Source organism: Saccharopolyspora spinosa NRRL 18395 (assembly GCF_000194155.1).
GTDB classification, from domain to species: Bacteria; Actinomycetota; Actinomycetes; order Mycobacteriales; family Pseudonocardiaceae; genus Saccharopolyspora; species Saccharopolyspora spinosa.
In genome coordinates this window covers 936,200-949,295 of sequence record NZ_GL877878.1, presented here as the reverse complement: position 1 = coordinate 949,295, position 13,096 = coordinate 936,200, and the positions used below count along the sequence as shown (strand labels likewise).

The window sequence follows — 13,096 nt, the reverse complement described above, 5'->3', positions numbered from 1 at the left end:
GCGGTGAGACAGCTGGTCAACAACCGTCTCACCGTCTCGCCCGACCGGCCTAGCGGATCAGCTCCGCATCAGCCGTCCAGCTGATCGATGGTCGCGATCGAGGGGCGTTCGGTGCGCTGGAGGTCGCGGGCCACGTCCTCCGCGTCGCGGAGCACTCGCACGGTGTTGTGCCAGGTGAGCTTGGCGAGGTCGGCCTCGGACCAGCCCCGGGTGATCAGCTCCGCGATCAGGTTCGGGTACCCGGCGACGTCGTCCAGGCCCTGCGGGGTGAAGGCGGTGCCGTCGTAGTCGCCGCCGACGCCGATGTGGTCGATGCCCGCGACCTCGCGCATGTGGTCGAGGTGGTCGGCCACGGTCCCGGCAGTGGCCACCGGCCGCGGATTCGCGGCCTCGTACGCCCGCAGCGCCGCCAATGCCTCGGGCGTCGTGTCCAGCGGGTCGAAGCCCTGCTCGCTCTGCACGTCCTGGGCCCGCCTGCTCCATTCGATCGCCGCAGGAAGCACGAACTTCGGCACGAAGGTCGCCATCGCGACGCCGCCGTTGGCGGGCAGCGCGGCCAGCACGTCGTCAGGGATGTTGCGCGGATGGTCGCAGACGGCCCGCGACGAGGAGTGCGAGAAGATCACCGGGGCTCGGGTGGCGCCCAGCGCGTCCCGCATGGTGTCGGGGGCGACGTGCGAGAGGTCCACCAGCATGCCCAGCCGGTTCATCTCGCGCACCACCTCGACTCCGAAGCGGGTCAGGCCCTTCGCGGCCGGTTCGTCGGTGGCCGAGTCCGCCCACGGCACGTTGTCGTTGTGGGTCAGCGTGAGATAGCGGACGCCCAGTTCGTGCAGGACGCGCAAGGTGGCCAGCGAACACGCGATGGAGTGACCGCCCTCGGCACCCATCAGCGAGGCGATGCGGCCGTTGGCGCGGGCGGCCTCCAACTCGTCGGCGGTGCGCGCGAGCTGCAGGTGTTCCGGGTAGCGCGCGACGAGGGCGCGCACGCAGTCGATCTGCTCGATCGTGGCGCTGACCGCCTTGTCGCCCTGGTACTCGGCCTTGACGAAGACCGACCAGAACTGGCCGCCGACGCCGCCGGCGCGCAGCCGGGCCAGGTCGGTGTGCAGCCGCGCCGACTGGTCCTGGGCGATGTCGCAGCGGTCCAGGTCGTAGCCGACCTGCTCGCGCAGCGCCCAAGCCAGGTCGTTGTGCCCGTCGATCACCGGGTGCTCGGCGAGCAGCGCCCGTGCCCGAACCAGCGCGGCTTTGTCGGTCATCTCCGCCCCAATCTCCCGAGATCATCCCATCGGGCGAACCCGATGCGGCGAGCATATCCGGCGTCGAACGGCCCCAGCCGCCACGCGCATCGGCGCCGCCACTGATCGAATCGACGAATCCCGTCACTGGCCGCACCATCAAGCAATGGACCACATCCCCAGGCAGCAGGACGGCAACGATCTGCCCACGGTGCTCGCCGAGTACGGGCACCTGGCGGCGCAGTTGCCGAGCGCCTCCCGCCGCCGCGCCGAGGCGCTGCGTATCCGCCTGGCGGAGCTGGACGTACTGATCGACGAGCACATCGCCCGCCTGACCCCGCACCCGTTTCCACCCGGCGCGGAGGACCAGCCCCGGAATGGCCACCCGGGCATCGACCGCCAGGGGGTCCACGGCGCGTAAGACCTGGGGCGGATCACAAGCCCGGCGGGTTGAGCTCGCGGCGCCGTCCTGCAATGTGATGTTGCGGACGGCCGCGCCCGGTCCGGCGGTCAGGAAGGTCGACTCGTACGGCGTGGTCACCTCGTCGCGGGTGGCGATCACGTGGTAGTCGACGCCGGGCACGGTTTCGCCGTCGGCGTTGACGTCGGCCAGGAACTCCGAGCCTGCTGCATCGCGGCCTCGCTCAGCCCCAGCTGCCCGACGCCGAGCAGGCGCAGGTGCTCCACACCACCAACCCAAAACCCCCGAAAACACGCGAACGAAGCGAACGGCCCGTTCATGACACCTATCGACCCAAACAGTCCGTTCGCTCCACACCACCAAACCAAACCCCCGAAAGCGCGTGAACGAAGCGAACGGCCCGTTCATGACACCTATCGACGCGAATAGTCCGTTCGCTCCACACCGGTCACACCAGTTACACCATCGCCGCACAATGCGTTCCCAAACAGCCACTCCAGCACCGAGAAACACGCACGGACCGCGCCGGGACGGCACTTCCGCCACCTGCCGTCCGTGCGCAAGTGGTCGCCCCCGCGACGATCACGGCACCTCATAAGCGAAACGCGGCCACAAGCCAAGCCCGGCTGCAGATCAACTCGAAACAGACCCCCAAAACGACGCCGGACCAAAAGCGCCGGATCAGCGAACGCCAACAACCCGCCGATTCCCCGGCTCGGGCTCCAGCACGAAGTCGCACCCCGCGGTCCGCCCCGGCCGTACGGCAACCCGATCCACAGCCGGGTGCATCCCCGGCGCGGAAACAACCACGGTGGCGGATCGTGCTCGCCTCGCGCGCCTTGGAGGCGGCGTTGGCCGACGGGCTCGCGCAACGGCTCGGCCGGGACCACGACGACCGCTACGCCCGCCTGCTGTCATCCCTCGCAATCACCGCGATACGCAGCTCCACCAGTCCTGGCACCTGGCCGAACCCGGCACCGACCTGTACGACTTCCTGGACGAGGCCTTCGACTGCTGGGACGCGGCCTGCCACCTGGCTGATCCGCACCCGGCACCGCCGAGCGAAAGGACCACGATGGGCGACCACCTCGCGGCGTTGCCGCCCCAGCCCGATGGCGCCAGGCAGCAGATCGCCGATCGTCTGGACCGGTTCCGCACCAGGCGAATCCCGCTGCTGGGCCGCCGGGCGGCGGCGGTCGCTATCACGCTGGCCAGCGACGGCGGCGAGCTGGGCGTCTGGCTGACCCGCCGAGCGGCGACGCTGCGCGCCCATGCGGGGCAGTTCGCGCTGCCCGGCGGCCGCCTCGACCCCGGCGAGGACGCCCGGCAGGCCGCGCTGCGCGAACTGCGCGAGGAGCTCGGCGTTACCGCGCGGCCGCAGGACGTCCTCGGGCAGCTCGACGACTACGCGACCAGGTCCGGCTACGTCATCACGCCGATCGTGGTGTGGATCGGCACGGCGCCGGAGTTGTCGCCCAGCCCGGACGAGGTCGCGCGGGTCGACCTGGTGACGCTCACCGAGCTGGACGTCGCGCCCAGGTTCGTGGCGATCGCCGAATCCGACCGGCCCGTCATCCAGCTGCCGCTGCTGGACACCCTCGTCCACGCCCCGACGGCGGCCGTCCTGCACCAGTTCCGCGAGGTCGTCCTCCACGGCCGGGACACCCGGGTGGCCGACCTGGAACAGCCGGTCTTCGCCTGGCGCTGACCGCGTAGCCGCAGAAGTGACCCCGTTGTGGGCGTAGCCTGGAACTCGGAGGGATTTCAGGAGAAACCATGCGGCGCAGGCACATGCGCGAGCTGTTCGCAGCGGCGCTAATCCTGCTCGCGGTGTTCGGCACGGCCGCCTGTGGCCTGTTCTCGACGCCGCGCGCCGGGTACCCCTCGCGGCCGGAATCCCCGCCTCCCGCCACCACCGCCCCCGCCCCCGCTCCGCCGCCGGGCCCGGCCGTGCTCGCGGTGAAGATCGACAACGTGCCCGAAGCCCGGCCGCCGGTCGGCATCGGTGCCGCCGACGTGGTCTACGTCGAACCGGTGGAGGGCGGCTACAGCCGCCTGCTGGGGATCTTCGGATCGCACCAGCCGCCGAAGATCGGTCCGGTGCGCAGCGCCCGGGAGACCGATGCGGAACTGCTCCCCCAGTTCGGGCACCCGACGCTCGCGTATTCCGGCGCGGCGCCCGAGCTCCTGCCGCTCATCGCGGCGGCACCGGTGACCGACGCCTCCGACGCGCACCAGCCCGCGGCCTTCACCCGCGACGGGTCGCGGCCCGTCCCGCACAACCTGTTCGTCGACCCGTCGAAGTTGCCGCCCGGCGCGCCGTGGCCCGGCCAGAACCAGCTCACCTCCGGCCCCGCCCCTGGTGGGGGGATCCCGACGGGCCACTACGAAGTCACCTTCCCGTCCGCGACCGTCGGCTTCGACTGGTCAGCCGGGGAGCAGCGGTGGCTGGTGTCGATGGACGGGGCCCCGTACGCGGCCGTCGACACCGGCCGGCTCGGCCCGCCGACCGTGGTGATCGAGCGGGTCAAGGTCCGCGAGTCGGCGATCCACGACGCCGCGGGCAACCCCTCGCCGATCGCGGAGACGGTCGGCAGCGGCCCGGTCACGGTGCTCCGTGACGGGCAGGCGTTCAACGGCACCTGGTCCCGGCCCGGACCGGACGCAGCCGCCACCTACACCGGGCCTTCGGGCGAGGCGCTGCTGCCAGCGGCCGGTCAGGTGTGGATCGTGCTGACGCCGTGAGGGGGCGGGATGGATTTGATCCGGCTGTTCCTCTGCGGAGACGTGATGCCCGGCCGTGGCGTCGACCAGATCCTGCCGCATCCCGGCAATCCCGTCCTGCACGAGCACTACCTGCGGGACGCGCGCAGTTACGTCGCGGCGGCCGAAGCGCGGAATGGTCCGATCAGCAGCCCGGTCGGCTTCGGCTGGCCCTGGGGCGGCGCGCTGCGCGCGCTCGACTCGGCCGCGCCGGACGTGCGGGTGATCAACCTCGAATCCAGCATCACCGGCGGCGGCGAGTTCGCCCCGGACAAGGGCGTGCACTACCGGATGAACCCGGCGAACGTGGATTGCCTGCGCGCCGCTCGGCCGGACGTGTGCAGCCTGGCCAACAACCACGTCCTGGACTTCGGCCGCCGGGGACTGGCCGACACGCTCGACGCGCTGTCGGGGGCGGGCCTGCGCTGGGTCGGCGCCGGGCACGACGCCGACGAAGCGCACCGGCCGGCGGTGGTCGGCACCCCGCACGGCCGGGTCGTGGTCTTCGGCTACGGCGCCGAGTGCAGCGGCATCCCGGCGAGCTGGGCGGCGACCGCGAACCGGTCGGGCGTGAACTTCTTGCCCGACCTCTCCGATCGCTGGGCCGCCGAGATCACCGGCGAGATCCGGGAGCGGACCCGCCCCGGCGACATCGTGGTCGTCTCGCTGCACTGGGGCACGAACTGGCAGTACCACGTCGGCGCCGACCAGGTCCGCTTCGCACACCGGCTGATCGACGGCGGGGTGCACGTGGTGCACGGGCATTCTTCGCACCACCCGCGGCCGATCGAGATCTACCGCAACCGGCTCGTGCTCTACGGCTGCGGCGACTTCATCGACGACTACGAGGGCATCCCCGGCTACGAGCAGTACCGGGACGACCTGCGCCTGCTGTTCTTAGCGTCGCTGGCCCCCTCCGGCGACCTCGTCGACCTGCGCATGCTGCCGATGCAGGCCAAGCGGATGCGCCTGCACCCAGCCTCGGCCGCCGACGCCGAATGGCTGTGCGCCACGTTGGCCCGGATCAGCGCAGGTTTCGGCACTTTCGTGGCGCTGTCGAACAGAACGCTGCACGCGAGCCGCCGCCCGAGCGCATCACCGGCGCAGCGCTGAGGTACGGTCCCGCATTGTCCATAAAGGACGACCGATCCGAAGGAGCGCCTCCCGGCATGGCCCGCACCGACGTCGCCCCGGCGCGCACGCGCCGGATCATCCGGATGGACCAGAGCGCGGCGCGGCAGCACCCGCCGCGACGCCGCCGCGGCTACACGGTCCGCTTCGACATCGGCGGCGTCACGGGCCACCTGACCACCAACGCCTACCCGGACGGCAAGCTCGGCGAGGTCTGGGTGAGCGTCGACCAGCAGGGCAGCCCGCTCAGCGGCTTCCTGGACAGCTTGTCGGCCGCCGTTTCGCTGGGCCTGCAGCACGGGGTACCGCTGGAGAAGTACGTGGCGAAGTACGCGGGCATGCAGTTCGAACCGCGCGGCCCGGTGACCGACCCGGACATCGAGTACGCCCACTCACTCCCCGACTACGTCTTCCGCCGCCTCGCCCTCGACTACCTCGACGCCCCGACCTGCGCAGAATTGGGCATCCGCCGCGAATCTCGTTGACCCGCCGCGCTGCCATCGGCGCTGATGATCTCGTACGACGCCCTGATCAGCCAGGGGCAGTTCGTGCACGGCCAGCAGGCCACGCGTACCGGCGATCTCGTCGCGACCGCGCTCGCCGCGACCAACGGCTAGTGCGTCGACCGCGTCGGTGGCGCGTTGCTCACCGGTGTGTGGCCGCGAGCCGGATCGGTGGAACCGTCGTGCAGGCCGGACGGCCGGGCGGGCGTTCATCGACCATCGACGTGGACCCCCCCGCCGCGTCCGCCTCGTCGGCACCACTTTCCGCACTCGCGGCGACGCCGAGCACGCCCGCATCGCGGGGGACATCAGCTTCCGGCTGCTACCCGCGGTCGTAGACCGGCCGATGATTTCGGTTGAGCCGCCGCGCGGCGAATGGGGGATTCCGCTGGTTCCTCGGTTAAGGTGATCCTTTTCACCACCGTGGAAGGGACCTGCAGCGATGCCCAAGTTCACCTGGCACACCAGCGCTGTGTCCGAGGGCCTGCCGGTGCGGCAGGTGTACGGGTTCCTGTTCGTCCCGGACGGGCGGCTGCTGATTCGCCTCGACGGCAACAAGCACTCTCTCCCGGGCGGTCGCCCGGAGCCCGGCGAGGTCGAGTACGTCGACATCCTGCGCCGGGAGACCCTGGAAGAGGTCACCGTCGACATCGGCGAACCGCACTACCTGGGCTACCAGTGCGTGGACGACGGCATCTCGCCGTACGCCCAGGTCCGGATGGCCGCGCTGATCACCACCGTGCATCCGTCGGAGCCCGACCCGGACAGCGGACGGATCTACCGGCGGCTGCTGGTCCACCCGGGCAAGGCCGGCGACCTGCTCGCCTGGGGCGAGACCGGTTACCAGCAGGCGGCCGCCGCCGCCGAGGCGGCGGTCAACGTCTTCGACCTGCCCTGCTCCGACCTGCCCGAGACTGGCTACCTCTGACGCGCGGACGCGCCGCAGTCGGGGGAGCCGCGTGACAGGCTTGCGGGTGCGAGCTCTGGATCAAGGAACCTGGCCCGACTTCGCTGAACTGGTCGACAGGCATAACGGTGTGTGGGGCGGCTGCTGGTGCATGGCTTCCACTCCGAGGGCGTGAGCCCTACGAAGACGCCGCGCAGAACCGGGCCAGCAAGGAACCTCGAGTGCGAGAAGGGCGAGCTCACGCCGCCCTCGTGTACGACGGCCCGACCTGCGTCGGCTGGTGCCAGTTCGGCTTCTTCACCGACAGAAAGTGCCGGCGGTGGGGCATCGCCTCCGCCGCGCTAAGCGGGGCCCTGCACGAGATCGCGCGTCTCCGTCGTTCCTCCACAACGGCACGGTGTCGATGTTCGAGGGACTTGGGTTCAGCCGGACCCGTCGCCTCGGCAAGCACCGCTGGGTTGTTAACAGGGCCGTGCACTGAAGCCCGCCCGAGGGTGACGACCTCTCCCGCGCTCTGCCCATTTCGGGGCCTCCGACCTGGCGAAACCATGATTCGTCCTTGACCCGTGCCGTCGCACTGCCGTATCGTTCGCAGAAAGCACATATGTTCACTATGCGCACAGCGAGGAGTGGTCAGGGTGGCACGCATCCTGCAGCTCGACGAGGCCATCGCGGAGCTGGTCCATGACGGCGACGCGGTGGCCCTGGAGGGCTTCACCCACCTGATCCCGGTCGCGGCCGGGCACGAGATCATCCGCCAGCGCCGCAAGGACCTGACCCTGATCCGGATGACGCCCGACATCGTCTACGACCAGCTGATCGGGGCGGGCTGCGCGCGGAAGCTGATCTTCTCCTGGGGCGGCAACCCCGGCGTCGGCTCGCTGCACCGCTTCCGCGACGCCATCCAGAACTCCTGGCCGGTGCCGCTGGAGATCGAGGAGCACAGCCACGCAGGCATGGCCAACCGCTACGCCGCCGGCGCCAGCGGGCTGCCCTTCGCCGTGCTGCGCGGTTACGCAGGCACCGACCTGCCCGAGCAGACCGACACGATCAAGACGATCGAATGCCCCTTCACCGGCGAGCGGCTGGCCGCCGTGCCAGCGGTCAACCCGGACGTCGGCATCATCCACGCCCAGCAGGCCGACCGGGCGGGCAGCGTGCAGATGTGGGGCATCACCGGCGTGCAGAAGGAGACCGTGCTGGCCTCGGCCCGTTCGCTGGTCACCGTCGAGGAGATCGTCGACGAGCTCACCCCGCGCCCCGGTGCGGTCGTGCTGCCCCAGTGGGTGGTCACCGCTGTCGCGGAGGTCCCCGGTGGCGCCGTCCCGTCCTACGCGCAGGGCTACTACGAGCGCGACAACGCCTATTACCAGCAATGGGACCTGATCGGCCGGGACCGCGAGCAGTTCGAGAGCTGGCTGGAGACCGAGGTCTTCGGGGCCGAGAGGAGTACCCGATGAGCTCCCCCGAATTCACCGCCGACGAGATGATGACCATCGGTGCGGCCCGGTCGCTGCGCGACGGCGCGGCGTGCTTCGTCGGCATCGGTCTGCCCAGCACCGCGGCGAACCTGGCTCGGCGCACGCACGCCCCGAACCTGGTGCTGATCTACGAGTCGGGCACGCTCGGCGCCAAGCCCGGTCGGCTGCCGCTGTCCATCGGCGACGGCGTGCTGGCCGACACCGCCGACTCGGTGATCAGCGTGCCGGAGATTTTCAACTACTGGCTGCAGCCCGGCCGCATCGACACCGGATTCCTCGGCGGCGCGCAGGTGGACCGCTTCGGCAACATCAACACCACCGTGATCGGCGGAGACTACGCGAACCCGAAGGTCAGGCTGCCCGGCGCCGGTGGCGCCCCGGAGATCGCCGCGTCCTGCGGCGAAGTCCTCATCGTGATGCGGATGAGCCCGCGCAGCTTCGTGGAGAAGCTCGACTTCATCACCTCGGTCGGCTACGGCACCGCCAAGGGCGATCGGGAGGCGCTCGGCCTGCGCGGCCGGGGCCCGGTCAAGGTGATCACCGACTTGGGCGTGCTGGAGCCGGACGCGGATACCTGCGAGCTGACCCTCACCCAGCTCAGCCCCGGCGCCACGGTCGAGCAGGCCCGGGAGGCGGTGGGCTGGCCACTGAAGGTCCTCGACGAGCCGACCGTGCAGCAGACCCCGACCGAGACCGAGCTGAAGGTGCTGCGGGAGCTCAAGGCGACCATCGCCGGAGGCACCGAATGACCGATGTCCACGGCCGGGGACTGGCCGTCGTCCCGCATGCCTGACAGCTTTGAAGCAGAAGGAGTGCTGCGATGACCACTCATGAGACCCGGTCGCCGGGCGGGCTGATCCTGCCGCAGTACGGCAGCGACGACCAGTCCCACCCGGCGCTGAACACCCCCGAGTACCGCTCTACCGCGCTGCGCTACCCGAAGCAACCGCTGCAGTACTTGCCCCAGTACCTCACCGAGGTCACCGGGCCGCTGCTGGGCCAGGACCGCTGCGGCGAGCACGACCACGACCTGACGGTGCAGCACGACGACGAGCCGCTGGGCGAGCGCATCATCGTCGGCGGCCGGGTGCTGGACTCAGGCGGCAAGCCGGTGCCGAACACGCTGGTCGAGATCTGGCAGGCCAACTCCGCGGGCCGCTACCGGCACCAGGGCGACCGGCACCCGGCGCCGCTGGACCGGAACTTCTCCGGCAGCGGCCGGTGCATGACCGACTCGGACGGCAACTACAAGTTCATCACCATCAAGCCCGGCGCCTACCCGTGGCGCAACCACGACAACGCGTGGCGCCCGGCGCACATCCACTTCTCGCTGTTCGGGCAGGCCTTCACCCAGCGGTTGATCACCCAGATGTACTTCCCTGGTGATCCGCTGTGCTACCAGGACCCGATTTTCAACTCGGTGCGCGACGAGCAGGCCCGGGAACGGATGATCTCCCGCTTCGACCTCGACACAACCGTGCCGGAGTGGGCGCTGAGCTACAAGTTCGACATCGTGCTGCGGGGCCTGGAGGGCTCGGTGTTCGAGGACGAGGAAGAGGAGGACGACTGATGGCTGCCACCAATCCCCCGGCCACCACGCCGTCTCAGACGGTCGGACCGTTCTACGCACTTCCCGGCGGCATCCTCTGGGCCGACGGTCCCGAGGTCGTGGCGGACGGCAACCCAGGCGCATTCGTGCTGCACGGGCGGCTCACTGACGGCAACGGCGATCCCATCCCGGACGGCCTGGTCGAGATCTGGCAGGCCGACGAGCAGGGCCGGTTCGACCACCCCTCCGACCCACGCCCGGAATCCTCGTCGTGGCAGGGCTTCGGCCGGTGCCCGACCGACGCCGACGGCGAGTTCTGGTTCCGCACCGTGAAACCGGGCCCGCTGCCCACGCCGACCGCCGAGACCGAGGCCCCGCACATCGACGTGACCGTGCTGGCCCGCGGCATGCTCAACCGGGTGGTCACCCGCGTCTACTTCCCCGACGAGGAGCAGGCCAACGCGGCCGACCCGGTGCTGTCCGCAGTGGAACCGGCGCGCCGGGGCACGCTGGTAGCGGCGGCCGACGACCGCGGCTACCGCTTCGATATCCGGGTTCAGGGCGATGACGAGACGGTCTTCTTCGCGATCTGACGGCCTGTTCGGGCCGATGTTCAGCACGCCTGCGGCGACCGGGCGGACCAGCAGTTCCGCCTGGTTGCAGGCGATGCTGGACTTCGAGGCGGCCCTAGCCTCGGCGCAGGCCAAGGCCGGGGTCATCCCGGCTGCGGCCGCCGAGGAGATCGGACGGTACTGCCGGGCCGAGCTGTTCGACGCCGACGCCATCGCCGAACGTGCGGTGTCGTCGGCGACGCCGGTGATCCCGCTGGTGCGCGACCTGACCGCGCTGCTCGGCACCGAGGCGAAGCCGTACGTGCACCGCGGCGCGACCAGCCAGGACGTGATCGACACCGCCGCGATGCTGGTGGCGCGCGACGTGCTGGGCCTGGTCATCGCGGATGTGCGGGCTGCAGCGGACGAATGCGCCCGGCTGGCCGAGCAGCACCGGCACACGGTGATGATCGCCCGCTCCCTGCTGCAGCAGGCGCTACCGACGACGTTCGGCTACCGCTGCGCGGGCTGGCTCACCGCGCTCGACGAGGCCACCGCCGTGCTCGACCGCGTCCGTGGCCAACGGCTTGCGGTACAGCTCGGCGGCCCTGCGGGCACGCTCGCCTCGCTCGGCCGCGACGGCGTCCGCGTGGTCGAGCTGCTCGCCACCGAGCTCGGGCTGGCCGAACCCGTCGTGCCCTGGCACACCGACCGAGCCCGCATCGCCGAGCTCGCCGGGGCGTTGGGCACCGCAGCCGGAGTGCTCGGCAAGATCGCCCTCGACGTCGAACTTCACGCGCAGACCGAGGTCGGCGAGCTCGCCGAAGGCAAGGCAGGTGGTTCTTCCGCCATGCCGCACAAGCAGAACCCGGTGTCGGCGGTGCTGAGCACCGCCGCGACCCGACGGGTGCCCGGCCTGGTGGCCACCCTGCTGTCGGCGATGCCGCAGGAGTACGAGCGCGCCGCCGGCGCCTGGCAGTCCGAGTGGGAACCGCTGACCGAACTGCTGCGGCTGGTCGCCGCAGCGGCCGCGCAAACCCGGCAGTTGCTGGCCGGACTTCGCGTGCGCCCCGAGAAGATGGCCGCCAACCTCGACCTCACCCGAGGGCTGATGATGGCCGAAAGCGCCACCGGGCCGCTGATGACCAGCCTCGGCCGCACCGAAGCGCAGGACCTCGTAGCCCGGCTGTGCCGCCGCGCGGTGCAGGAGGGCACGACGCTGCGCGCGGAACTGCTGGCCGATCCGCAGGTGCGGGCGGTGCTTTCGGAGGCCGAGGTCGTCGCGGCCACCGAACCCGCCGACTACCTCGGTGCCGCCCCCGCCTTCATCGACCGTGCTCTGGCCGCACACACCGAATTGGAGAACCGGTGAACGTGAACTACGAGCTGACCGGACCGGACGGTGCTCCGGTCGTCGTGCTGTCCAACTCGCTTGGCACCGACCTGACGTTGTGGGACGAGCAGGTTCCGGCCCTGGCGCAGGAGCTCCAGGTGCTGCGATACGACCAGCGCGGCCACGGCGGCACTACCGGCAAGCCGGGTCCGTACACGCTCAAGCAACTCGGCGGTGACGTGCTGGCGTTGCTGAACACGCTCGGCATCCGCCGGGCACACTTCGCCGGGGTGTCGCTGGGCGGCATGACCGGCATGTGGCTCGCCGAGAACGCACCGGAGCGCATCGACCGGCTCGCGCTGATCTGCACCTCCGCCGACCTCGGCCCGGCGTCGATGTGGCGGGACCGCGCCTCGGTGGTGCGCAACAAGGGCACCCAGGCGATGGTCGAGCCATCGCTGCCGAGGTGGTTCACGCCGGAACTGGTCGGGCGGGCCGACATCGTCGAGAAATTCGGCGGCATGCTAGCCGCGGCCGACGACGAGGGCTACGCGGGTTGCTGCGAGGCGATCGCCGACATGGACCTGCTGCCCAAGCTCGGCGAGATCACCGCGCCGACGCTGGTGTTCGCCGGTGCAGAAGACCCGGCCACTCCCCCGTCGCACGCCGAGCAGATCGCCGCGGCCGTCGCGGGAGCCCGGCTGGAAGTGCTGTCCCCGGCGGCGCACCTGGCCAACGCCGAACAGCCCGAGGCCGTCAACCGGCTGCTGCTGGACCACTTCACGAGGAGCCTGTGATGCCCGACCGCCTCGACGACGAAACCCGGCACGCGAAGGGCATGCAGGTGCGCCGGCAGGTCCTCGGCGACGAGTACGTGGACCGGGCCAACGCCAAGATCACCCCGTTCACCGAGGGCTTCCAGGACTTCATCACCCGCTACGCGTGGGGCGACCTGTGGAGCGGCGACGGCGTCGACCGGCAGACCCGTAGCTTGCTGACGCTGGCGATACTGGCGGCGGTGGGCTGCGAGGACGAGTTCGCGATGCACGTGAAGGCCGCCCATCGCAACGGCGTCCCGCCGGAGCACATCCGCGAGTTGCTGATGCACGTCGCGATCTACGCCGGGGTGCCCCGAGCGAACAGCGCCTTCGCGATTGCTAATACGATCCTCGGCGAAGAGCAGCCCGACTGACCCGAGACCAAAGGAGACCAGAGG

14 protein-coding genes are annotated in these 13,096 nt (G+C 70.6%); 13 read left to right on the top strand and 1 reads right to left on the bottom strand.

Annotation, left to right across the window (positions count from 1 at the left end; all coding sequences use genetic code 11):
* Positions 1-68 precede the first annotated feature (68 nt).
* Positions 69-1,262 carry a dipeptidase gene (locus SSPN_RS0104695; protein WP_010692634.1) on the bottom strand — a complete coding sequence of 398 codons (1,194 nt, stop codon included), beginning with the start codon at positions 1,260-1,262 and terminating at the stop codon, positions 69-71.
* Between the two features lie 145 nt (positions 1,263-1,407).
* Between SSPN_RS0104695 and SSPN_RS0104690 the strand changes: the two genes are divergently transcribed.
* From SSPN_RS0104690 to pcaC, 13 genes are all read left to right on the top strand, one after another.
* A complete protein-coding gene (locus SSPN_RS0104690; protein ID WP_010692633.1) occupies positions 1,408-1,662 on the top strand; it encodes a hypothetical protein in 255 nt (84 codons plus the stop codon).
* A 1,075-nt stretch (positions 1,663-2,737) separates the two neighbouring features.
* Positions 2,738-3,370 carry an NUDIX hydrolase gene (locus SSPN_RS0104675; RefSeq protein ID WP_010692630.1) on the top strand — a complete coding sequence of 211 codons (633 nt, stop codon included), beginning with the start codon at positions 2,738-2,740 and terminating at the stop codon, positions 3,368-3,370.
* Between the two features lie 68 nt (positions 3,371-3,438).
* The gene (locus tag SSPN_RS0104670) at positions 3,439-4,407 is read left to right on the top strand and encodes a DUF3048 domain-containing protein (RefSeq protein WP_044572569.1); all 969 of its coding nucleotides are present in this window, start codon (positions 3,439-3,441) and stop codon (positions 4,405-4,407) included.
* A gap of 9 nt (positions 4,408-4,416) precedes the next feature.
* Positions 4,417-5,538 (top strand): CapA family protein, encoded by a 1,122-nt coding sequence (locus SSPN_RS0104665; RefSeq protein ID WP_010692628.1) that lies wholly within the window; start codon positions 4,417-4,419, stop codon positions 5,536-5,538.
* Between the two features lie 56 nt (positions 5,539-5,594).
* Positions 5,595-6,041: a TSCPD domain-containing protein gene (locus tag SSPN_RS0104660; RefSeq protein WP_010692627.1), complete on the top strand. Its 447-nt coding sequence runs from the start codon at positions 5,595-5,597 to the stop codon at positions 6,039-6,041.
* A 460-nt stretch (positions 6,042-6,501) separates the two neighbouring features.
* The gene (locus SSPN_RS0104650) at positions 6,502-6,987 is read left to right on the top strand and encodes an NUDIX domain-containing protein (RefSeq protein WP_010692625.1); all 486 of its coding nucleotides are present in this window, start codon (positions 6,502-6,504) and stop codon (positions 6,985-6,987) included.
* 617 nt (positions 6,988-7,604) lie between these two features.
* Positions 7,605-8,426 (top strand): CoA transferase subunit A, encoded by an 822-nt coding sequence (locus SSPN_RS0104645; RefSeq protein ID WP_010692624.1) that lies wholly within the window; start codon positions 7,605-7,607, stop codon positions 8,424-8,426.
* Complete coding sequence (locus SSPN_RS0104640; protein ID WP_010692623.1) at positions 8,423-9,196, top strand: CoA-transferase subunit beta; 774 nt, start codon at positions 8,423-8,425, stop codon at positions 9,194-9,196. Before SSPN_RS0104645 ends, SSPN_RS0104640 begins: the two co-directional genes overlap by 4 nt.
* A 71-nt stretch (positions 9,197-9,267) precedes the next feature.
* Positions 9,268-10,017, top strand: coding sequence for a protocatechuate 3,4-dioxygenase subunit beta (pcaH, locus tag SSPN_RS0104635; RefSeq protein WP_010692622.1), 750 nt, complete (start codon positions 9,268-9,270; stop codon positions 10,015-10,017).
* Positions 10,017-10,589, top strand: coding sequence for a protocatechuate 3,4-dioxygenase subunit alpha (gene pcaG, locus SSPN_RS0104630; RefSeq protein WP_010692621.1), 573 nt, complete (start codon positions 10,017-10,019; stop codon positions 10,587-10,589). Before pcaH ends, pcaG begins: the two co-directional genes overlap by 1 nt.
* Positions 10,561-11,919 (top strand): 3-carboxy-cis,cis-muconate cycloisomerase, encoded by a 1,359-nt coding sequence (gene pcaB, locus SSPN_RS0104625; protein WP_187764614.1) that lies wholly within the window; start codon positions 10,561-10,563, stop codon positions 11,917-11,919. Before pcaG ends, pcaB begins: the two co-directional genes overlap by 29 nt.
* Positions 11,916-12,677, top strand: coding sequence for a 3-oxoadipate enol-lactonase (pcaD, locus tag SSPN_RS0104620; protein ID WP_010692619.1), 762 nt, complete (start codon positions 11,916-11,918; stop codon positions 12,675-12,677). The genes pcaB and pcaD overlap by 4 nt, the downstream gene beginning before the upstream one ends.
* Positions 12,677-13,072: a 4-carboxymuconolactone decarboxylase gene (gene pcaC / locus SSPN_RS0104615; RefSeq protein ID WP_010692618.1), complete on the top strand. Its 396-nt coding sequence runs from the start codon at positions 12,677-12,679 to the stop codon at positions 13,070-13,072. Before pcaD ends, pcaC begins: the two co-directional genes overlap by 1 nt.
* The last annotated feature ends 24 nt before the right edge of the window (positions 13,073-13,096 follow it).